General features: G+C 51.4%; 17 protein-coding genes, 3 tRNA genes and 3 rRNA genes. 19 read left to right on the forward strand and 4 right to left on the reverse strand.

Annotated elements, in window-relative coordinates:
- Positions 1-336: 336 nt before the first annotated feature.
- The 7 genes from kup (at position 337) to rbsR (ending at position 8281) form a co-directional block, all read left to right on the forward strand.
- Positions 337-2205 carry a low affinity potassium transporter Kup gene (kup, locus tag SBG_RS17840; RefSeq protein ID WP_000102335.1) on the forward strand — a complete coding sequence of 623 codons (1869 nt, stop codon included), beginning with the start codon at positions 337-339 and terminating at the stop codon, positions 2203-2205.
- Between the two features lie 193 nt (positions 2206-2398).
- Positions 2399-2818: a D-ribose pyranase gene (rbsD, locus tag SBG_RS17845; protein ID WP_000715938.1), complete on the forward strand. Its 420-nt coding sequence runs from the start codon at positions 2399-2401 to the stop codon at positions 2816-2818.
- 7 nt (positions 2819-2825) lie between these two features.
- Positions 2826-4331: a ribose ABC transporter ATP-binding protein RbsA gene (rbsA, locus tag SBG_RS17850; protein WP_000339357.1), complete on the forward strand. Its 1506-nt coding sequence runs from the start codon at positions 2826-2828 to the stop codon at positions 4329-4331.
- A 5-nt stretch (positions 4332-4336) separates the two neighbouring features.
- Positions 4337-5302: a ribose ABC transporter permease gene (rbsC, locus tag SBG_RS17855; RefSeq protein WP_000211347.1), complete on the forward strand. Its 966-nt coding sequence runs from the start codon at positions 4337-4339 to the stop codon at positions 5300-5302.
- A gap of 24 nt (positions 5303-5326) precedes the next feature.
- Positions 5327-6217, forward strand: a complete 891-nt coding sequence (gene rbsB / locus SBG_RS17860) for a ribose ABC transporter substrate-binding protein RbsB (RefSeq protein ID WP_001056262.1) — start codon at positions 5327-5329, stop codon at positions 6215-6217.
- A 132-nt stretch (positions 6218-6349) separates the two neighbouring features.
- Positions 6350-7279, forward strand: a complete 930-nt coding sequence (gene rbsK / locus SBG_RS17865) for a ribokinase (RefSeq protein ID WP_000844735.1) — start codon at positions 6350-6352, stop codon at positions 7277-7279.
- A gap of 3 nt (positions 7280-7282) precedes the next feature.
- A complete protein-coding gene (rbsR, locus tag SBG_RS17870; protein WP_000224497.1) occupies positions 7283-8281 on the forward strand; it encodes a ribose operon transcriptional repressor RbsR in 999 nt (332 codons plus the stop codon).
- Here the strand turns inward: rbsR and mdtD are convergent.
- Both mdtD and SBG_RS17880 read right to left on the reverse strand, forming a co-directional pair.
- Positions 8247-9674: a multidrug transporter subunit MdtD gene (gene mdtD / locus SBG_RS17875; protein ID WP_000202076.1), complete on the reverse strand. Its 1428-nt coding sequence runs from the start codon at positions 9672-9674 to the stop codon at positions 8247-8249. The two genes, rbsR and mdtD, sit on opposite strands and share 35 nt — an antisense overlap.
- An 11-nt stretch (positions 9675-9685) precedes the next feature.
- Positions 9686-10390: a FadR/GntR family transcriptional regulator gene (locus SBG_RS17880; protein WP_001131147.1), complete on the reverse strand. Its 705-nt coding sequence runs from the start codon at positions 10388-10390 to the stop codon at positions 9686-9688.
- A 477-nt stretch (positions 10391-10867) separates the two neighbouring features.
- Between SBG_RS17880 and SBG_RS17885 the strand changes: the two genes are divergently transcribed.
- From SBG_RS17885 to SBG_RS17910, 6 genes are all read left to right on the forward strand, one after another.
- A 16S ribosomal RNA gene (locus SBG_RS17885) occupies positions 10868-12409 on the forward strand.
- Between the two features lie 85 nt (positions 12410-12494).
- Positions 12495-12570, forward strand: a tRNA-Glu gene (locus tag SBG_RS17890).
- 182 nt (positions 12571-12752) lie between these two features.
- Positions 12753-15657, forward strand: a 23S ribosomal RNA gene (locus SBG_RS17895).
- A 202-nt stretch (positions 15658-15859) separates the two neighbouring features.
- A 5S ribosomal RNA gene (rrf, locus tag SBG_RS17900) occupies positions 15860-15975 on the forward strand.
- The 16S, 23S and 5S rRNA genes sit together here with 3 tRNA genes alongside, the layout of an rRNA operon.
- A 57-nt stretch (positions 15976-16032) precedes the next feature.
- Positions 16033-16109 (forward strand) — tRNA-Asp (locus SBG_RS17905).
- An 8-nt stretch (positions 16110-16117) separates the two neighbouring features.
- Positions 16118-16193, forward strand: a tRNA-Trp gene (locus SBG_RS17910).
- Positions 16194-16281: 88 nt separating this feature from the next.
- On the opposite strand, the gene hdfR is transcribed toward SBG_RS17910, so the two are convergent.
- Positions 16282-17130 (reverse strand): HTH-type transcriptional regulator HdfR, encoded by an 849-nt coding sequence (gene hdfR / locus SBG_RS17915; RefSeq protein ID WP_079775151.1) that lies wholly within the window; start codon positions 17128-17130, stop codon positions 16282-16284.
- Positions 17131-17236: 106 nt separating this feature from the next.
- Between hdfR and maoP the strand changes: the two genes are divergently transcribed.
- Positions 17237-17575, forward strand: coding sequence for a macrodomain Ori organization protein MaoP (gene maoP / locus SBG_RS17920; protein ID WP_000840993.1), 339 nt, complete (start codon positions 17237-17239; stop codon positions 17573-17575).
- A 24-nt stretch (positions 17576-17599) separates the two neighbouring features.
- On the opposite strand, the gene SBG_RS17925 is transcribed toward maoP, so the two are convergent.
- A complete protein-coding gene (locus SBG_RS17925) occupies positions 17600-19120 on the reverse strand; it encodes a YifB family Mg chelatase-like AAA ATPase (protein ID WP_000058938.1) in 1521 nt (506 codons plus the stop codon).
- A gap of 350 nt (positions 19121-19470) precedes the next feature.
- On the opposite strand from SBG_RS17925, the gene ilvL reads away from it, so the two are divergent.
- From ilvL to ilvE, 5 genes are all read left to right on the forward strand, one after another.
- On the forward strand, positions 19471-19569 hold the full coding sequence (ilvL, locus tag SBG_RS17930; protein ID WP_001311244.1) for an ilv operon leader peptide: 99 nt from the start codon (positions 19471-19473) through the stop codon (positions 19567-19569).
- 86 nt (positions 19570-19655) lie between these two features.
- Positions 19656-19706, forward strand: coding sequence for a peptide IlvX (gene ilvX, locus SBG_RS22970; RefSeq protein WP_193385827.1), 51 nt, complete (start codon positions 19656-19658; stop codon positions 19704-19706).
- A gap of 2 nt (positions 19707-19708) precedes the next feature.
- Positions 19709-21355 (forward strand): acetolactate synthase 2 catalytic subunit, encoded by a 1647-nt coding sequence (gene ilvG, locus SBG_RS17935; protein WP_001012574.1) that lies wholly within the window; start codon positions 19709-19711, stop codon positions 21353-21355.
- Positions 21352-21615 carry an acetolactate synthase 2 small subunit gene (ilvM, locus tag SBG_RS17940; protein ID WP_000983258.1) on the forward strand — a complete coding sequence of 88 codons (264 nt, stop codon included), beginning with the start codon at positions 21352-21354 and terminating at the stop codon, positions 21613-21615. Before ilvG ends, ilvM begins: the two co-directional genes overlap by 4 nt.
- Before the next feature lie 17 nt (positions 21616-21632).
- A complete protein-coding gene (gene ilvE, locus SBG_RS17945; RefSeq protein WP_000208525.1) occupies positions 21633-22562 on the forward strand; it encodes a branched-chain-amino-acid transaminase in 930 nt (309 codons plus the stop codon).
- Positions 22563-22647: the final 85 nt, after the last annotated feature.

Genomic DNA, 22647 nt, shown 5'->3' on the forward strand with positions numbered 1-22647 from the left:
TCCTTTCGTCAAATGGATCATGCTAATTGCGAGTATAGACGTTTCACCACCTGGGCTGTAATCGTCTGAAACGCTGTTTATTTTTCTTTGAGCCAGGTTAATCTGGCTTCATTTAGGGGTACGATTTTATGATTAATCGTGCATACTGTGCGCTTTTTTGTGGGCCAAGGGACTAAGCACACATTTCATATCTATACACTAACTCATTCAAACTACATCAAGGCGGCAAAGGAGTGAATCCCCTGGCACTGACATTAATAAGGTGACTGGGGTAAACGAATGCAGCCGACAAGGAGGTAGCGAGAAGGGTGAGTTGTATAAACGAAAGATGAGTCTATGAGCACTGATAATAAGCAATCGTTGCCTGCGATTACCCTCGCAGCTATTGGGGTTGTCTACGGTGATATTGGTACCAGCCCACTTTATACGCTTCGTGAATGTTTGTCCGGCCAGTTTGGTTTTGGCGTTGAACGGGATGCCGTGTTTGGTTTCCTGTCGCTAATCTTCTGGCTACTCATCTTTGTGGTTTCTATCAAATATCTCACCTTCGTTATGCGCGCCGATAACGCGGGAGAAGGCGGGATTTTAACGTTGATGTCGCTTGCCGGACGGAATACCTCGGCACGCACTACATCTATGTTAGTTATCATGGGATTGATAGGCGGCAGCTTCTTCTATGGCGAAGTGGTCATTACACCGGCGATTTCGGTGATGTCGGCTATTGAAGGTCTGGAGATTGTCGCGCCGCAGTTAGATACCTGGATTGTTCCACTCTCTATTATTGTGTTGACGCTGCTGTTTATGATTCAGAAACACGGTACGGGGATGGTGGGGAAACTCTTCGCGCCGATCATGCTGGCCTGGTTTTTAATCCTGGCGGTACTTGGTTTACGCAGTATTATCGCCAATCCTGAAGTGTTACATGCGCTTAATCCTGTCTGGGCGGTACATTTTTTCCTTGAATACAAGACCGTGTCGTTTATCGCCCTGGGGGCGGTTGTGCTGTCGATTACCGGCGTGGAGGCGCTATACGCCGATATGGGACACTTCGGTAAATTCCCGATCCGTCTGGCGTGGTTTACTGTGGTATTGCCGTCGTTAGTGCTTAATTACTTTGGTCAGGGCGCATTGCTATTAAAGCATCCGGAAGCGATTAAAAATCCTTTCTTTCTGCTGGCGCCGGACTGGGCATTAATTCCGTTGCTAATTCTGGCCGCGCTGGCGACCGTTATCGCCTCTCAGGCGGTCATTTCCGGCGTCTTTTCGCTGACGCGTCAGGCCGTACGCCTTGGTTATTTGTCGCCGATGCGCATTATTCATACCTCCGAGATGGAGTCTGGTCAGATCTATATTCCTTTCGTCAACTGGTTGCTTTATTTCGCGGTAGTGGTTGTCATTGTCAGCTTTGAACATTCCAGTAACCTGGCTGCCGCCTATGGTATTGCTGTGACGGGGACGATGGTGTTGACATCCATTCTCTCTACAACCGTGGCGCGTAAGAACTGGCACTGGAATAAATATTTTGTCGCGCTGATCCTGGTCGCATTCCTGTGTGTGGATATTCCGCTGTTTTCGGCTAACCTCGATAAATTGTTATCCGGTGGTTGGCTACCGCTGAGTCTGGGCCTGATCATGTTCACGATCATGACGACCTGGAAGAGCGAGCGTTTCCGTCTGTTGCGCCGTATGCATGAACATGGTAATTCGCTGGAAGCGATGATTGCCTCTCTGGAGAAATCACCACCGGTCCGGGTGCCGGGCACTGCTGTATACATGTCGCGCGCGCTCAATGTGATCCCCTTTGCTTTACTGCATAACCTGAAGCACAACAAAGTGTTGCATGAGCGCGTAATTTTACTGACGTTACGTACGGAAGATGCGCCTTATGTACATAATGTTCGCCGGGTACAGATTGAGCAACTGTCTCCAACCTTCTGGCGCGTGGTGGCCAGTTACGGCTGGCGTGAAACGCCAAATGTGGAGGAGGTGTTCCACCGCTGTGGTCTGGAAGGACTTAGCTGCCGGATGATGGAAACGTCATTCTTTATGTCGCACGAGTCGTTGATCGTCGGCAAACGGCCGTGGTATTTGCGTTTGCGCGGCAAGCTGTATTTGTTGTTGCAACGCAACGCCCTACGCGCGCCGGATCAGTTTGAGATCCCGCCTAACCGCGTGATTGAATTAGGAACGCAGGTCGAGATTTAATCCCTCATCACTATGCCGGGTAGCGCTTCGGCTCGCCCGGCTCATCCAATCGCCATCTGGCGATTACTTCACTTTATCTCACGTAGCGAAACGTTTCGACGCCGATCACAATTCTGTTACGCCATGATGGTTTTATGAACACGTTCGGGATTACACTGCGGCCAGCGAAACGTTTCGCTAGTGGAGCAAAAAAATGAAGAAAGGCACCGTACTCAACTCTGAAATTTCGTCGGTCATTTCCCGTCTGGGGCATACCGATACTCTGGTGATCTGTGATGCGGGTTTACCCATTCCGCATAGCACCACGCGTATCGATATGGCATTAACCCAGGGCGTACCTTCTTTTATGCAGGTGGTGGATGTTGTGACCCGGGAAATGCAGGTTGAGGCGGCGATTATCGCAGCGGAAATCAAACAACATAATCCGCAGCTCCATGAAACGTTGCTCACTCATATTGAGCAACTGCAGCAACACCAGGGAAATACCATTAAAATTAGTTATACGACACACGAACAATTTAAAAAATTGACCGCAGACAGTCAGGCGGTAATTCGCAGCGGGGAGTGTTCCCCGTTTGCGAATGTCATTCTTTGCGCAGGCGTCACCTTCTGAGGTCGTTATGGACGCATTATTGCAACTCAAAGGGATCGATAAAGCGTTCCCCGGTGTGAAAGCACTCTCCGGCGCCGCGTTAAACGTTTACCCTGGCCGCGTCATGGCGCTGGTGGGAGAAAACGGCGCGGGTAAATCCACCATGATGAAAGTGTTAACCGGCATCTATACGCGAGATGCGGGATCTTTGTTGTGGTTGGGGAAAGAGACTACCTTTAACGGGCCGAAATCATCTCAGGAAGCCGGAATCGGCATCATCCACCAGGAACTAAACCTAATCCCACAGTTGACCATTGCGGAAAATATCTTTCTCGGGCGCGAGTTTGTTAATCGTTTTGGCAAAATTGACTGGAAAATAATGTATGCCGAAGCGGACAAACTGCTGGCGAAGCTGAATCTGCGCTTTAAGAGTGATCGTCTGGTGGGCGAGTTATCGATTGGCGATCAGCAGATGGTGGAAATCGCCAAGGTGCTGAGCTTTGAATCCAAAGTCATCATTATGGACGAACCGACCGATGCACTGACCGATACCGAAACCGAGTCGCTGTTCCATGTGATCCGTGAGCTCAAGTCGCAGGGGCGCGGCATTGTCTATATCTCCCACCGTATGAAAGAGATTTTCGAAATCTGTGATGACGTGACAGTCTTTCGTGATGGGCAGTTTATCGCCGAGCGTGAAGTGGCCACGTTAACCGAAGATTCTCTTATCGAAATGATGGTGGGACGTAAGCTGGAAGATCAGTACCCGCATCTGGATAAAGCGCCTGGCGATATTCGCCTGAAGGTCGATAACCTGTGTGGGCCGGGCGTGAATGATGTTTCCTTTGTATTGCGCAAAGGTGAGATTCTGGGCGTTTCCGGTCTGATGGGGGCCGGGCGTACCGAGCTCATGAAAGTATTGTACGGTGCGATGCCTCGGACCAGTGGTTACGTGACGCTCGATGGACATGAGGTAGTGACGCGTTCTCCGCAGGACGGGTTGGCCAACGGCATCGTTTATATCTCTGAAGACCGTAAACGCGACGGACTGGTACTCGGCATGTCGGTCAAAGAGAATATGTCGTTGACTGCGCTGCGCTATTTCAGTCGCGCTGGCGGAAGCCTGAAACACAAAGATGAGCAGCAGGCGGTGGGGGATTTTATCCGTTTGTTCAACGTCAAAACGCCGTCAATGGAGCAGGCGATAGGCCTGCTTTCCGGCGGTAATCAGCAAAAAGTAGCGATTGCCCGCGGTTTGATGACGCGCCCGAAAGTGCTCATTCTCGACGAGCCGACCCGCGGCGTGGACGTAGGCGCCAAGAAAGAGATTTACCAGCTTATCAACCAGTTTAAGGCCGACGGCCTGAGCATCATTCTGGTCTCATCTGAGATGCCAGAAGTATTAGGCATGAGCGATCGCATCATCGTCATGCATGAAGGGCATCTCAGCGGTGAATTTACTCGCGAGCAGGCCACCCAGGAAGTGTTAATGGCTGCCGCTGTGGGCAAGCTTAATCGCGTGAATCAGGAGTAAAAAAGATGACAACTCAGGCTGTTTCTGGTCGCCGTTATTTCACTAAAGCATGGCTGATGGAGCAAAAATCGCTTATTGCCCTGCTGGTGCTGATCGCGATTGTTTCGACGTTGAGCCCCAACTTTTTTACCGTTAATAACTTATTTAACATTCTCCAGCAAACCTCCGTTAACGCCATTATGGCGGTCGGGATGACGTTGGTGATTCTGACCTCTGGGATCGATCTGTCCGTCGGTTCCCTGCTGGCGCTCACCGGCGCGGTTGCTGCTTCAATTGTTGGCATTGAGGTTAATGCGCTGGTGGCGGTTGCCGCCGCGCTGGCGCTGGGTGCCGCGATTGGCGCCGTCACTGGCGTTATCGTCGCGAAAGGCCGCGTGCAGGCGTTTATCGCTACGTTGGTGATGATGTTGTTACTGCGCGGCGTGACGATGGTCTATACCAACGGTAGCCCGGTGAATACCGGCTTTACCGATAACGCCGATCTGTTTGGCTGGTTCGGTATCGGTCGTCCGTTGGGCGTTCCTACGCCGGTCTGGATCATGGCTATCGTCTTTATTGCCGCCTGGTATATGCTGCATCACACCCGGCTGGGGCGCTACATCTATGCACTGGGCGGTAACGAAGCGGCAACGCGTCTGTCTGGAATTAGCGTGAGCAAAGTAAAAATTATCGTTTACGCGCTTAGTGGGTTGACGGCGTCTCTGGCAGGCATCATTGAAGTGGCGCGCCTTTCTTCTGCGCAACCGACAGCCGGCACCGGCTATGAGCTGGATGCTATTGCTGCCGTTGTGCTGGGTGGTACCAGCCTGGCGGGCGGCAAAGGACGCATTGTTGGGACATTGATCGGCGCATTGATTCTCGGTTTCCTTAATAATGGTTTGAATTTGTTAGGTGTTTCCTCCTATTACCAGATGATCGTTAAAGCGGTGGTGATTTTGCTGGCGGTACTGGTAGACAACAAAAAGCAGTAACAACGACTACAGGACATCTTAAATATGAACATGAAAAAACTGGCTACCCTGGTTTCTGCTGTTGCGCTGAGCGCCACCGTGAGCGCGAATGCAATGGCGAAAGATACCATTGCGCTGGTGATCTCTACCCTCAATAACCCCTTTTTCGTTTCGTTAAAAGACGGGGCGCAAAAAGAGGCGGATAAACTGGGTTATAACCTGGTGGTGCTGGACTCCCAGAATAACCCTGCCAAAGAGCTGGCGAACGTTCAGGATTTAACCGTGCGCGGTACCAAAATTCTGCTGATCAACCCGACCGACTCCGATGCGGTGGGTAACGCCGTGAAGATGGCGAACCAGGCGAAGATCCCGGTTATCACGCTTGACCGCCAGGCAACGAAAGGCGATGTCGTCAGCCATATCGCGTCTGATAACGTGCTTGGCGGTAAAATTGCCGGGGACTATATCGCGAAGAAAGCTGGTGAGGGCGCGAAGGTTATCGAGTTGCAAGGTATTGCAGGAACATCGGCGGCGCGTGAGCGTGGTGAAGGCTTCCAGCAGGCGGTGGCTGCACACAAATTTAACGTTCTGGCCAGCCAACCGGCTGATTTCGATCGCACTAAAGGTCTGAATGTCATGCAGAATCTGTTGACCGCGCATCCGGATGTTCAGGCCGTCTTTGCCCAGAACGATGAAATGGCGTTGGGCGCTTTGCGCGCACTGCAAACTGCCGGTAAAGCAGATGTGATGGTGGTTGGATTTGACGGCACGCCAGATGGCGAAAAAGCGGTAAATGATGGCAAACTGGCTGCGACTATCGCTCAGTTACCGGATCAAATCGGCGCTAAAGGCGTTGAAGTGGCGGATAAGGTGCTGAAAGGCGAAAAAGTTCAGGCCAAATACCCGGTTGACCTGAAATTGGTCATCAAGCAGTAATAAACGACATAGGCCAGCAATGGTCTGATGGCGACATAAATACGCGATCCTCCGCTGAGGTAAGCGTAAAAAAGAAAAGCAGGGCACGCGCCACCCTAACCCGGTGGCGCACTTTGACTTGGAACCCCGAATATGAAAACCGCAGGCAATCTCATTGTTCTTGGCAGCATTAATGCCGATCATATCCTTAATCTTGAATCCTTCCCTACACCGGGTGAAACGGTAACCGGTAGCCATTATCAGGTTGCATTTGGCGGGAAAGGTGCGAATCAGGCGGTTGCTGCGGGACGTAGCGGGGCAAATATTGCGTTTATCGCCTGCACAGGCGATGACGATATTGGCGACAGTATTCGTAAACAATTAGTCAGTGATCGTGTTGATATCGCGCCGATTAGCGTCATTAAAGGCGAGTCTACCGGAGTGGCACTGATTTTTGTTAACGGCGAAGGTGAGAACGTCATCGGTATTCATGCCGGGGCAAATGCCGCTTTATCGCCCGCACTGGTTGATGCGCAACATGAGCGAATCGCGCAGGCGGATGCGTTATTGATGCAACTGGAATCGCCGTTGGAAAGCGTACTGGCTGCGGCGAAAATTGCCCATCAACATCATACTATGGTGGCGCTTAACCCGGCGCCTGCCCGTGAGCTGTCGGACGAACTGTTGGCGTTGGTGGATATCATTACACCAAATGAAACAGAAGCGGAAAAACTGACGGGCGTGCGCGTGGAAAATGACGAAGATGCCGCTAAAGCTGCGCAGGTCTTGCATGATAAGGGCATTCAAACCGTATTAATTACGTTAGGAAGCCGCGGCGTCTGGGCTAGCGTAAATGGCGAGGGCCGCCGTGTCCCTGGATTTAGAGTCGAGGCTGTCGATACCATTGCCGCCGGGGATACGTTTAACGGCGCATTTATTACCGCGATGCTGGAGGACACGCCGTTGCCTGAGGCGATTCGTTTTGCCCACGCCGCCGCAGCGATTGCCGTGACGCGTAAAGGTGCGCAACCTTCCGTTCCGTGGCGCGAAGAGATAGAAGCATTTTTACGTCAGCAGGGGTAATGCTTGGCTACTATGAAGGATGTTGCCCGCCTGGCGGGAGTCTCTACATCGACGGTCTCTCATGTTATTAACAAAGATCGCTTTGTGAGTGAGACGATCACTGAAAAAGTTGAAGCGGCGATTAAATCACTTAACTATGCCCCTTCGGCGCTGGCGCGAAGTCTCAAGTTAAACCAGACCCGTACGATTGGTATGTTGATTACCGCCAGTACCAACCCTTTTTATTCTGAACTGGTGCGCGGGGTTGAGCGAAGCTGTTTTGAGCGCGGTTACAGTCTGGTGCTGTGCAATACCGAAGGCGATGAGCAACGAATGAACCGCAATCTGGAAACGCTGATGCAAAAAAGGGTGGATGGTTTATTACTGCTTTGCACCGAAACGCACCAGCCTTCCCGTGAAATTATGCAACGTTATCCCTCCATTCCTACCGTCATGATGGACTGGTCGCCGTTTGATGGCGAGGGCGATAGTGATCTCATTCAGGATAATTCGTTGTTGGGGGGGGACCTGGCGACGCAATACCTTATCGATAAAGGATTTACTCGTATTGCCTGTATTACCGGTCCGCTGGACAAAACGCCGGCGCGTCTGCGTCTGGAAGGATATCGGGCGGCGATGAAACGAGCAGGTCTGATTATCCCGCAAGGTTATGAGATCACCGGGGATTTTGAATTTGGCGGCGGTTTTGACGCCATGCAAGCGTTACTCGCCCATCAACAGCGACCGCAAGCGGTTTTTACCGGAAACGATGCGATGGCTGTTGGCGCCTATCAGGCGTTATATCAGGCGGGGCTACGCATTCCGCAAGATATGGCGGTCATTGGTTATGACGATATTGAACTGGCGCGCTATATGACGCCGCCGCTGACGACCATCCATCAACCGAAAGATGAACTGGGCGAGCTGGCTATTGATGTGTTGATCCATCGGATGGCGCAGCCCGCCTTGCAACAGCAACGACTTCAGCTTACTCCGGTTTTGACGGTGCGTGGGTCGGTTTAGATTTATGCCGTTCTTTAATCAGATTGTTGCCGTCTTTGGCTTTTAGCAGCATGAACATCAGCGCGGACACGATAGTGATACCCCCCATCGTGATAAAGGTATAGTGGAATTGTTCCACGGTACTGGTGCCTGAAAATCCTTCATAGATACGTAACACCGCCGCGCTGATCGCCACGCCTAAACTGATAGACAATTGTTGCGTGACGGCCAGCACGCTATTGCCGCTGCTGGCATTATCATCTGTCAGATCGGCAAGAGTAATGGTATTCATTGCCGTAAATTGGGTGGACATCGCCATTCCAAGAATGAACAGCGGCAGAATCAGCATCCAGACTGGCATAGCAGAAGATTGAAATGAAAACTGGGCGATCATCAGGCCGATAAATACCGTAATGCCGACCAGCGTCTTTCTATATCCCAGGCGTCGTAAGACTTGCGTTACGGTCGACTTCGCGATAATAGAACCCAACGCCGTTGGCGCCATCATACAGCCAGCAATCAGGGCCGGGTAACCAAAACCAACCTGTAGCATTAACGGCATCAGAAAAGGTACGCACCCTGTCCCCAGACGAGTGGCGAGGTTGCCGGCAATACCAACGGAAAAGGTGCGAGTCTTAAATAACGACAATGAAATTAACGGCGTCGGATGGCGACGGGCATGGCGGATATAGGCCCATAATAGAACAAGACTGCAAAAAATAATGGCGGATGCGATCCAGGTCGCCACAATCTTCTCGCCAAACAGTTCCATTCCACTGGAAAATAGCACCAGACTTAACCCAAAGAGAAAGAAGCCCACCATGTCAAACTTGCGACGCGGCGTGGTGAAGTTTGGCATATATTTTCGGGCGTACAGAATGCCGGCAACACCAATCGGGATATTAATCAGGAATATCCAGTGCCAGCTCGCCCATGTCACCAGAACGCCGCCCAGTACCGGGCCCAAAATCGGGCCGACCAGCCCTGGCATGGTGACAAAATTAAGAACGGGCAGTAATTCACTACGTGGATAGGCTCGCAGTAACGCCAGGCGGGCCACTGGCATCATCATCGCCCCGCCGACGCCTTGCACGACGCGAAAAATAACCAATTCAGATAGCGAACTGGAGAGCGCACAGGCTAGCGAGCCTAATGTAAACAGACTTACGGCCACCATGAAAACGCGACGCGTACCGAAGCGGTCGGCCAGCCAGCCGCTTACCGGAATTAACATGGCCACTGTCAGGGTGTAACTAATAATGGCAGACTGCATAGCAAGTGGCGAACGATTGAGGCTATGCGCAATAGCCGGTAAGGCGGTATTCAAAATGGTGGCGTCTAGCGCCTGCATAAAGAAAGCCATTGCCGCTATCCACGGCAGGCCAGCCATACTTCGCGCTTTTTTGCTGGTCATTCAATATCCTGTTAGTTATCGGGTCTCTCATTTGGCGCTATTAACAGCGCCTGGCAGGACTGGAAAGCGCGTTCGCCGTCGCTATCTGCGATTGCATCAACAATGGCCTGGTGCAAATCCAGCTTTACCACTTCGTTGTAGGTTATTGAGGTAAAGTAAGTGCGATAAACCGAATGAAATAGCGTAGCAAAAGAGATCAAAAAGGGATTGGCGCTCATTTCATAGATATGCTCATGCCACGCCATATCGACTTCAATCCAGCGTTCACGCTTAAAATGCTTTTTCAGCGCGACCATCTCTTCCATTAAGGTATTCAGTCTCGCTTTCTGCTCAGGTGTGCCGAGAGTCGCTGCCAGCAGGCAAGCCTGTGGCTCCAGACTAATACGCATCACCAGAAAATGATCCACCACCTGATGGAAGTTTTCTTCCGTCATCCACCAGGTCAGCAACTCTTGATCCAGGAAGTTCCAGTTTCCCTGGGGCATCACGCGTGTTCCAATGCGAGGGCGAGGTAGTACCATACCTTTAGCCGTCAAGGTTTTTACCGCTTCACGAACCGCCGTTCGACTTACGCCATACTGTTCACCCAGTTCTATTTCGCCGGGAAGAATCGTACCGGGGGCGTAATCACCCTTTAATATTCGCTGCGCCAGCTTCTCAGCCAGAACATAGGATAGATTTTTCTGTGCGGCTAATTGTTGTGCGCTTAACGGCATGAATGTCCTTCCTTTCTTTTTCGTTTGGTCATTAGTATGCCACCTGGAAATGTGATTGCGGTTGCAATAACCGCAATTTGCTTATTTTATGGCACGTTAAGCCCGTCTTTGGTGAAAAAAGAGACATTCGGAAAATTATTTTAAATTTCCTCTTGTCAGGCGGAAATAACTCCCTATAATGCGCCACCACTGACACGGAACAACGGCACACAGGCCGCCGGGCCAGCGGGGTTCAGACCAGAACCTCACGGAGAAAAGCGAAAACAAACGCTTGACTCTGAAGCGGGAAAGCGTAATATGCACACCCCGCGCCGCTGAGAAAAGCGCAGCGGCACTGCTCTTTAACAATTTATCAGACAATCTGTGTGGGCACTCGAAGATACGGATTCTTAACGTCGCAAGACGAAAAATGAATACCAAGTCTCTGAGTGAACACGTAATTCATTACGAAGTTTAATTCACGAGCATCAAACTTTTAAATTGAAGAGTTTGATCATGGCTCAGATTGAACGCTGGCGGCAGGCCTAACACATGCAAGTCGAACGGTAACAGGAAGCAGCTTGCTGCTTCGCTGACGAGTGGCGGACGGGTGAGTAATGTCTGGGAAACTGCCTGGTGGAGGGGGATAACTACTGGAAACGGTGGCTAATACCGCATAACGTCGCAAGACCAAAGAGGGGGACCTTCGGGCCTCTTGCCATCAGATGTGCCCAGATGGGATTAGCTTGTTGGTGGGGTAACGGCCCACCAAGGCGACGATCCCTAGCTGGTCTGAGAGGATGACCAGCCACACTGGAACTGAGACACGGTCCAGACTCCTACGGGAGGCAGCAGTGGGGAATATTGCACAATGGGCGCAAGCCTGATGCAGCCATGCCGCGTGTATGAAGAAGGCCTTCGGGTTGTAAAGTACTTTCAGCGGGGAGGAAGGCGACAAGGTTAATAACCTTGTTGATTGACGTTACCCGCAGAAGAAGCACCGGCTAACTCCGTGCCAGCAGCCGCGGTAATACGGAGGGTGCAAGCGTTAATCGGAATTACTGGGCGTAAAGCGCACGCAGGCGGTCTGTCAAGTCGGATGTGAAATCCCCGGGCTCAACCTGGGAACTGCATCCGAAACTGGCAGGCTTGAGTCTCGTAGAGGGGGGTAGAATTCCAGGTGTAGCGGTGAAATGCGTAGAGATCTGGAGGAATACCGGTGGCGAAGGCGGCCCCCTGGACGAAGACTGACGCTCAGGTGCGAAAGCGTGGGGAGCAAACAGGATTAGATACCCTGGTAGTCCACGCCGTAAACGATGTCGACTTGGAGGTTGTGCCCTTGAGGCGTGGCTTCCGGAGCTAACGCGTTAAGTCGACCGCCTGGGGAGTACGGCCGCAAGGTTAAAACTCAAATGAATTGACGGGGGCCCGCACAAGCGGTGGAGCATGTGGTTTAATTCGATGCAACGCGAAGAACCTTACCTGGTCTTGACATCCACAGAACCTTGTAGAGATACGAGGGTGCCTTCGGGAACTGTGAGACAGGTGCTGCATGGCTGTCGTCAGCTCGTGTTGTGAAATGTTGGGTTAAGTCCCGCAACGAGCGCAACCCTTATCCTTTGTTGCCAGCGATTAGGTCGGGAACTCAAAGGAGACTGCCAGTGATAAACTGGAGGAAGGTGGGGATGACGTCAAGTCATCATGGCCCTTACGACCAGGGCTACACACGTGCTACAATGGCGCATACAAAGAGAAGCGACCTCGCGAGAGCAAGCGGACCTCATAAAGTGCGTCGTAGTCCGGATTGGAGTCTGCAACTCGACTCCATGAAGTCGGAATCGCTAGTAATCGTGGATCAGAATGCCACGGTGAATACGTTCCCGGGCCTTGTACACACCGCCCGTCACACCATGGGAGTGGGTTGCAAAAGAAGTAGGTAGCTTAACCTCCGGGAGGGCGCTTACCACTTTGTGATTCATGACTGGGGTGAAGTCGTAACAAGGTAACCGTAGGGGAACCTGCGGTTGGATCACCTCCTTACCTGAAAGAAACGGTCTTTGCAGTGCTCACACAGATTGTCTGATGAAAAGTAAAAAGCAAGGCGTCTTGCGATTGAGACTTCAGTGTCCCCTTCGTCTAGAGGCCCAGGACACCGCCCTTTCACGGCGGTAACAGGGGTTCGAATCCCCTAGGGGACGCCACTTGCTGGTTTGTGAGTGAAAGTCACCGGCCTTAATATCTCAAAACTGACTTACGAGTCACGTTTGAGATATTTGCTCTTTAAAAATCTGGATCAAGCTGAAAATTGAAACACAGAACAACGAAAGTTGTTCGTGAGTCTCTCAATTATCGCAATCTGAAGAGAAACATCTTCGGGTTGTGAGGTTAAGCGACCAAGCGTACACGGTGGATGCCCTGGCAGTCAGAGGCGATGAAGGACGTGCTAATCTGCGAAAAGCGCCGGCGAGGTGATATGAACCCTTGACCCGGCGATGTCCGAATGGGGAAACCCAGTGTGACTCGTCACACTATCATTAACTGAATCCATAGGTTAATGAGGCGAACCGGGGGAACTGAAACATCTAAGTACCCCGAGGAAAAGAAATCAACCGAGATTCCCCCAGTAGCGGCGAGCGAACGGGGAGGAGCCCAGAGCCTGAATCAGCAGGTGTGTTAGTGGAAGCGTCTGGAAAGGCACGCGATACAGGGTGAGAGCCCCGTACACGAAAATGCACCTGCTGTGAGCTCGATGAGTAGGGCGGGACACGTGGTATCCTGTCTGAATATGGGGGGACCATCCTCCAAGGCTAAATACTCCTGACTGACCGATAGTGAACCAGTACCGTGAGGGAAAGGCGAAAAGAACCCCGGCGAGGGGAGTGAAAAAGAACCTGAAACCGTGTACGTACAAGCAGTGGGAGCACAGGTTTACCTGTGTGACTGCGTACCTTTTGTATAATGGGTCAGCGACTTATATTCTGTAGCAAGGTTAACCGAATAGGGGAGCCGGAGGGAAACCGAGTCTTAACCGGGCGTTAAGTTGCAGGGTATAGACCCGAAACCCGGTGATCTAGCCATGGGCAGGTTGAAGGTTGGGTAACACTAACTGGAGGACCGAACCGACTAATGTTGAAAAATTAGCGGATGACCTGTGGCTGGGGGTGAAAGGCCAATCAAACCGGGAGATAGCTGGTTCTCCCCGAAAGCTATTTAGGTAGCGCCTCGTGAACTCATCTCCGGGGGTAGAGCACTGTTTCGGCTAGGGGGCCATCCCGGCTTACCAACCCGATGCAAACTGCGAATACCGGAGAATGTTATCACGGGAGACACACGGCGGGTGCTAACGTCCGTCGTGAAGAGGGAAACAACCCAGACCGCCAGCTAAGGTCCCAAAGTCATGGTTAAGTGGGAAACGATGTGGGAAGGCCCAGACAGCCAGGATGTTGGCTTAGAAGCAGCCATCATTTAAAGAAAGCGTAATAGCTCACTGGTCGAGTCGGCCTGCGCGGAAGATGTAACGGGGCTAAACCATGCACCGAAGCTGCGGCAGCGGCACGCAAGTGTTGTTGGGTAGGGGAGCGTTCTGTAAGCCGTTGAAGGTGTGCTGTGAGGCATGCTGGAGGTATCAGAAGTGCGAATGCTGACATAAGTAACGATAAAGCGGGTGAAAAGCCCGCTCGCCGGAAGACCAAGGGTTCCTGTCCAACGTTAATCGGGGCAGGGTGAGTCGACCCCTAAGGCGAGGCCGAAAGGCGTAGTCGATGGGAAACGGGTTAATATTCCCGTACTTGGTGTTACTGCGAAGGGGGGACGGAGAAGGCTATGTTGGCCGGGCGACGGTTGTCCCGGTTTAAGCGTGTAGGCTGGTTTTCCAGGCAAATCCGGAAAATCAAGGCTGAGGCGTGACGACGAGGCACCACGGTGCTGAAGCAACAAATGCCCTGCTTCCAGGAAAAGCCTCTAAGCGTCAGGTAACATCAAATCGTACCCCAAACCGACACAGGTGGTCAGGTAGAGAATACCAAGGCGCTTGAGAGAACTCGGGTGAAGGAACTAGGCAAAATGGTGCCGTAACTTCGGGAGAAGGCACGCTGACATGTAGGTGAAGCGGTTTACCCGTGGAGCTGAAGTCAGTCGAAGATACCAGCTGGCTGCAACTGTTTATTAAAAACACAGCACTGTGCAAACACGAAAGTGGACGTATACGGTGTGACGCCTGCCCGGTGCCGGAAGGTTAATTGATGGGGTCAGCGCAAGCGAAGCTCCTGATCGAAGCCCCGGTAAACGGCGGCCGTAACTATAACGGTCCTAAGGTAGCGAAATTCCTTGTCGGGTAAGTTCCGACCTGCACGAATGGCGTAATGATGGCCAGGCTGTCTCCACCCGAGACTCAGTGAAATTGAACTCGCTGTGAAGATGCAGTGTACCCGCGGCAAGACGGAAAGACCCCGTGAACCTTTACTATAGCTTGACACTGAACACTGGTCCTTGATGTGCAGGATAGGTGGGAGGCTTTGAAGCGTGGACGCCAGTCTGCGTGGAGCCGTCCTTGAAATACCACCCTTTAATGGCTGGTGTTCTAACGTGGGCCCCTGACCGGGGTTGCGGACAGTGTCTGGTGGGTAGTTTGACTGGGGCGGTCTCCTCCCAAAGAGTAACGGAGGAGCACGAAGGTTGGCTAATCCTGGTCGGACATCAGGAGGTTAGTGCAATGGCATAAGCCAGCTTGACTGCGAGCGTGACGGCGCGAGCAGGTGCGAAAGCAGGTCATAGTGATCCGGTGGTTCTGAATGGAAGGGCCATCGCTCAACGGATAAAAGGTACTCCGGGGATAACAGGCTGATACCGCCCAAGAGTTCATATCGACGGCGGTGTTTGGCACCTCGATGTCGGCTCATCACATCCTGGGGCTGAAGTAGGTCCCAAGGGTATGGCTGTTCGCCATTTAAAGTGGTACGCGAGCTGGGTTTAGAACGTCGTGAGACAGTTCGGTCCCTATCTGCCGTGGGCGCTGGAAGATTGAGGGGGGCTGCTCCTAGTACGAGAGGACCGGAGTGGACGCATCACTGGTGTTCGGGTTGTCATGCCAATGGCACTGCCCGGTAGCTAAATGCGGAAGAGATAAGTGCTGAAAGCATCTAAGCACGAAACTTGCCCCGAGATGAATCTTCCCTGAGACTTTAAGTCTCCTGAAGGAACGTTGAAGACGACGACGTTGATAGGCCGGGTGTGTAAGCGCAGCGATGCGTTGAGCTAACCGGTACTAATGAACCGTGAGGCTTAACCTTACAACGCCGAAGATGTTTTGGCGGATTGAGAAGACGAACAATTTTCAGCTCAGATTCCGGATTGTAGTACGCAATAATTTGCGCAGCAGCAAGGCGGCAAGCGAAGGAAAGGAAGGAGCATACTGAAGTATGTGACTGGCTTTACGAGTGCAGCCAACGCCGCTGATGCGATAAAGTATTGCGTACCGAGCACAAGAATTTGCCTGGCGGCACTAGCGCGGTGGTCCCACCTGACCCCATGCCGAACTCAGAAGTGAAACGCCGTAGCGCCGATGGTAGTGTGGGGTCTCCCCATGCGAGAGTAGGGAACTGCCAGGCATCAAATTGCAGTAACCCGGGGTGACAACCGGCGGTAGTAAAGTAAAAGAATTCGGTGGAGCGGTAGTTCAGTTGGTTAGAATACCTGCCTGTCACGCAGGGGGTCGCGGGTTCGAGTCCCGTCCGTTCCGCCACCCTAATTAGGGGCGTAGTTCAATTGGTAGAGCACCGGTCTCCAAAACCGGGTGTTGGGAGTTCGAGTCTCTCCGCCCCTGCCAGAAATAATCCTTAGCAGATGCTAAGGATTTTTTTTTATCTAAAAAACTCCTCGTTACGCAATCATCACCTCCTCTCCTTTTGACATTTTCATTCCTTATCCAGAACCTCTGTTTTTAACAGATCGCGGATAAGTGAATATTTATCACTGTTTTGCAGCCAAATGGCGTACAGCGGCCGTGAAAGTGTTGCACTATCAGCGACGGTATGTAACCCACCCTTTTCGGTTGCCCAGTTTACCGGAAGCCAGCTACAGCCATTCAATGCGCTAAGCTGCTGCCGGGCGAGCTCGGCGGAACTGGTCGTTAGTATCGGCACTTCATCTGCTGCAATCAGGCCGGTTTCATGCTGTTGGAAGTCTGGTCCCCACTCCAGCCGTAGATAATTAAGCTCTGATTTCATACGGGCAGGGCTACTACAATATAGCGCCAGAGTGAACTGTCCTAATAGTTGGCTGCTGAACTCATCCATTTTGGGCGCTTCGGTGGTGATGAGAAGATCAAGCTGGCGTTCGTGGAGCTGCTTCACCAGCGACTGTCGTTGAGCAATTCTGGCCTCGAATTGCAGGCTGCTTTGCGGTTCCTGGCGTTGGTATAGCCGACCCAACCAGTCATTAAGCATACACTCCCATAAAGACGCGCTGGCACCGATGGAGAACTCATTATGTCGCGAGGTATGCGCCACCTCTTTACGTGCCGCCTGCCACGTATTCATCAGTGTTTCTGCATACGGTAACAGTTTTTCTCCAGCTGCGGTTAAACGGATATTGTTTCTGTGCCGCGTAAAGAGGTTTACGCCCAGCTGATTTTCCAACTGTCTGATACGAAAGCTCACCGCAGATTGCGTCAGATAAAGTGCTTCTGCGGCCCGACCGAAATGTCGTGTCCGGCTAACTTCCAGGAAAGTTTTTAACAATTCCGTATCCACTGTGCTCTCCACAAAATTATTTGTCGTTATGATTTAAATGTTTTGTTTTACACTCTGTCAAGCGTAACTAATACTCCGCGCCATAAATAGCTCAGACAAAGAATTAGGAGCGTGCAGGATGGCGGAAAGCTTTACGACGACTAATCGATATTTTGACAATAAACATTATCCACGTGGATTCTCTCGTCATGGTGATTTCACGATTAAAGAGGCACAACTGCTTGAGCTTCATGGTCATGCCTTTAATGATCTGGATCTTGGTAAGCGTGAGCCTGTTACCGAAGAAGAGAAGCTGTTTGTAGCGGTATGTCGCGGTGAACGCGAGCCAGTAACGGATGCAGAACGTGTCTGGTCTAAGTATATGACGCGTATCAAACGTCCAAAACGCTTCCATACCTTGTCCGGTGGCAAGCCGCAGGTTGAAGGCGCAGAAGATTACACTGAAGCTGATGATTAATAAAAAGGGCGTAATGCCCTTTTTTTACGCCAGCAATTTTTGTAGGTGAATTAATAGTCTGTCTATCGCTCGATAACTCACCGCTTCCTGTAAATGTTGACGTGTGATCTCGTCTGCCTGCTCTATATCGGCAATCGTTCTGGCTACCTTTAACAGGCGCTGCCAGGCTCGAATTGATAATCCAAGATGTATCAGCGTATCTTCAAGCCAGCGAGCATCATCGTGATGTAACGTGCAGTATTTGTGGATCTCTCCACTTTCCAGACGTGCGTTTAACTTATTCTGGCGTTGGTACTGTCGTTCACGAGCGGCAATGACCCGCGTTTTTACCGTAGCGCTGTTCTCACCTTTTATAGCGTGCTGGCTAAGAATGCCAGGTGGGGGAAGTGGTATTTCAAGAGACAAATCAAACCGATCAAGAAACGGACCTGACAGCTTGTTAAGGTAACGTAGCGTCTGTTCCGGCGAGCAACGATTATGATTTCCCTGATAATGCCCCGTTGGGCTGGGGTTCATTGCAGCGATTAACTGAAATCTGGCAGGGTACGTAATTTTCGCTCTGGTACGGGACAGGTGAATTTGGCCGGATTCAATCGGTTCACGTAGTGCATCCAGCGTGCGTCGCTCAAACTCAGGCAATTCATCAAGGAATAAAATTCCGTTGTGCGCCAGCGATATCTCTCCTGGTGCGGGAATTGCGCCGCCGCCAACCATTGCAGTGAGTGAGGCGCTATGATGGGGTGAGCGAAAAGGTCGCTGTTGCCACTGTTTTTGTAGTGTATTGCAATTAACCAGACTAAGGATCGCGGCGCTTTCTAACGCCTCTTCATTGCTTAATGGTGGAAGAATACCGCTTAGTCGGCTGGCTAGCATGGTTTTACCCGTGCCTGGAGGGCCTATCAATAACAAATTATGTTCGCCTGCCGCAGCGATTTCCAGACCGCGTTTACCCTGTTCCTGGCCTATCACATCACTAAGGTCGGCGATTGCCATAGGTGATGCCATATCCGGGGCTAATGGTCTATCCAGAGGACATTTTCCTTCAAGAAAGGCGCAGACGGTCTGGAGATGATCGGCAATAAAACATCCTTCTTTGCCGATGAGACCAACTTCTGCCGCGTTTTCTGTTGCGACAATAATATTTCTGCCGGCTCTGATAGCTTCAGTTGCGCTTGATATCGCGCCAGGAACGCCGCGTAACGCGCCTGTAAGCGCTAATTCACCTACTAACTCGTAATCCTCAAGATGTGACGCTGTAAGCTGCTCAGAGGCAGCCAGAAGCGCAATTGCAATAGGAAGATCGTACCTTCCGCCTTCTTTCGGCAGATCAGCCGGCGCAAGGTTAATGGTTATCTTTTTAGCCGGAAATTCATATCCGCTATTAATGATTGCGCTGCGTACCCGGTCCCGCGCCTCTTTTACCGTGGTTTCTGGTAGACCAACCATGGTTAACCCCGGTAGCCCATTGCTGATATGCACCTCTATAGTGATAGGCGGCGCATTGACACCAAGTGCGGCGCGGGTATGAACAATCGACAATGACATAATTCCTCCTGTTGCGTGAATTATGCAGAATGCAAGGAGAAATTGGGTTGCTTGTTTTGGTGTTTTAGATGCTGATTCCTGAATTTTGGCGGCATTTTCATGTAATAAACAGAAATCTGGAAAGGCGCTCGCAGAAGCGAAAAGTAAGAAAGCAGAGAGTAAAATGCGCCAAAAGGGGAGGCAAAACGTGAATTTTTTTCAGTTTCTGATTTTTCTTATAAAAAACAAAGCAGTTCAAGCAGTTTATCCGTAATGGCATTAATCATGGGTAAAAAATATCTTGTGCTATTAGTGAAATCTATGGTAACTCTTTAGGTATTCCTTCGAACAAGATGCAAGAATAGACAAAAATGACAGCCCTTCTACGAGTGATTAGCCTTGTTGTGATTAGCGTGGTGGTGATTATTATCCCACCGTGCGGGGCTGCACTTGGAAGAGGAAAGGCTTAGAGATCAAGCCTTAACGAACTAAGACCCCCGCACCGAAAGGTCCGGGGGTTTTTTTTGGCCTGAAAAACTTAAACAAGGAGCAGATCGTGAATAACAGCATAAAATTCTGTTTCTCCAGATTTAGGACGGGGATGTAACTATGAATGGGGCACAGTGGGTGGTACATGCTTTGCGAGCGCAGGGGGTTAAAACCGTGTTTGGTTATCCTGGCGGCGCAATTATGCCGGTTTACGATGCGTTGTATGACGGTGGCGTGGAGCATCTGTTGTGCCGGCATGAACAGGGCGCCGTGATAGCGGCGATCGGTTATGCCCGTTCCACCGGTAAAACTGGTGTTTGTATCGCAACCTCCGGCCCCGGCGCCACTAATCTCATCACCGGTCTGGCAGATGCGTTGTTAGATTCTGTGCCCGTTGTCGCGATCACCGGCCAGGTTTCCGCTCCGTTCATCGGCACCGATGCGTTTCAGGAAGTGGATGTGTTAGGACTGTCATTGGCATGTACTAAACACAGCTTTCTGGTGCAGTCGCTGGCAGATCTGCCCCGCATCATGGCTGAGGCTTTTGAAATCGCCAACTCTGGTCGTCCCGGACCGGTTCTGGTTGATATCCCTAAAGATATCCAGCTAGCCAGCGGCGATCTGGAGCCATATTTCACGATGGTAGCTAACGAAGCGACCTTTCCCTGTGCCGCAGTTGAGCAGGCGCGTAATCTGCTGGCGCAGGCGCAGAAACCGATGCTGTATGTCGGCGGTGGGGTCGGTATGGCGCAGGCGGTTCCGGCGTTGCGTGAATTTATCGCAGTAACGCAAATATCCGTCACCTGCACGCTAAAAGGACTGGGTGCTGTTGAAACTGCTTATCCGTATTATCTGGGAATGCTGGGAATGCACGGTACCAAAGCCGCAAATTACGCGGTACAGGAATGCGATTTACTGATCGCCGTTGGTGCGCGTTTTGATGATAGGGTGACCGGTAAGCTGAATACGTTTGCGCCGAACGCCAGTGTAATTCATATGGATATTGACCCAGCCGAGCTGAACAAATTGCGTCAGACGCATGTAGCCTTACAGGGCGATCTGAATACGCTGCTGCCCGCTTTGCAGCAACCCTTAGCTATCGATGAATGGCGGCAGCATAATGCTGCAATGCGTGCTGAACACGCCTGGCGCTATGATCATCCCGGCGAAGCTATCTATGCGCCTTTGCTATTAAAACAATTATCGGATCGTAAACCGGCGAATAGCGTGGTAACCACGGACGTCGGCCAGCATCAGATGTGGTCAGCCCAGCATATGACTTATACCCGTCCGGAGAATTTCATCACCTCCAGCGGATTAGGTACCATGGGCTTTGGTTTACCCGCGGCGGTAGGAGCGCAGGTGGCGCGACCGAATGATACCGTTATCTGTATCTCCGGTGACGGCTCCTTCATGATGAATGTTCAGGAGTTAGGTACCATAAAACGCAAGCAGTTACCGCTGAAAATAGTTTTACTTGATAACCAGCGTTTAGGCATGGTTCGACAATGGCAGCAACTGTTTTTCCAGCAACGTTATAGCGAAACCACCCTCACCGATAATCCCGATTTCCTCATGTTAGCCAGCGCCTTTGGCATTCCTGGCCAACACATTACCCGTAAAGACCAGGTTGAAACGGCACTCGACGCTCTGCTGAACAGTGAGGGCCCCTACCTGCTTCACGTCTCAATCGACGAACTTGAGAATGTCTGGCCGCTGGTGCCGCCTGGCGCCAGTAACTCTGAAATGCTGGAGAAATTATCATGATGCAACATCAGGTCAATGTATCGGCGCGCTTTAATCCAGAAACCTTAGAACGTGTTTTACGCGTGGTGCGCCATCGTGGTTTTCAGGTGTGCGCTATGAATATGGAAACTGCGACCGATGCTCAAAACATAAATATTGAATTGACCGTTGCCAGTCCCCGGTCGGTCGACTTACTGTTTAGTCAGTTAAGTAAACTGGTAGACGTTGCGCATGTCGCGATCTGCCAAAGCGCTGCCACATCACAACAAATCCGCGCCTGAGCGCAAAAGGAAGAAAAATGACGACGAAAAAAGCTGATTACATTTGGTTCAATGGCGAGATGGTGCGCTGGGAGGACGCGAAGGTTCACGTAATGTCTCATGCGCTGCACTACGGTACGTCAGTCTTTGAAGGGATTCGTTGTTACGACTCTCATAAAGGCCCGGTGGTGTTTCGCCATCGTGAGCATATGCAACGCCTGCACGACTCCGCCAAAATTTATCGTTTCCCGGTATCGCAGAGTATTGATGAGTTGATGGAAGCGTGTCGTGAGGTGATCCGTAAAAATAATCTGACCAGTGCCTACATCCGCCCGCTGGTGTTTGTGGGTGATGTCGGTATGGGGGTTAATCCGCCTCCGGGATATACCACTGACGTCATTATCGCCGCATTCCCATGGGGCGCTTACCTGGGCGCCGAAGCGCTGGAACAAGGGATTGATGCAATGGTTTCTTCCTGGAATCGTGCCGCGCCAAACACTATTCCAACCGCCGCCAAAGCGGGCGGTAACTATCTTTCTTCCCTGCTGGTGGGCAGCGAAGCGCGCCGTCACGGCTATCAGGAAGGTATCGCGCTGGATGTGAATGGTTATATCTCTGAAGGCGCAGGCGAAAACCTGTTTGAAGTAAAAGATGGTGTGCTGTTTACGCCGCCGTTTACCTCTTCCGCGCTGCCGGGAATTACTCGCGATGCGATCATCAAACTGGCGAAGGCGTTGGGAATCGAAGTACGCGAGCAGGTGCTGTCCCGTGAATCGCTGTATCTGGCTGATGAAGTGTTTATGTCCGGTACGGCGGCGGAAATCACCCCGGTACGTAGCGTTGATGGTATCCAGGTGGGTGAAGGCCGTTGTGGTCCTGTTACCAAGCGCATTCAACAAGCCTTCTTTGGTCTCTTCACTGGAGAAACCGAGGATAAATGGGGCTGGTTGGATCCGGTAAATTCATAATAAATAAAATTAATATTTTCCTAAAATAATTTGCGTCACAGCAAGGCGGCAACGCAGCGAATCCCCAGGAGCTTACTGTAGTAAG

The organism is Salmonella bongori NCTC 12419 (assembly GCF_000252995.1).
GTDB lineage: Bacteria > Pseudomonadota > Gammaproteobacteria > Enterobacterales > Enterobacteriaceae > Salmonella > Salmonella bongori.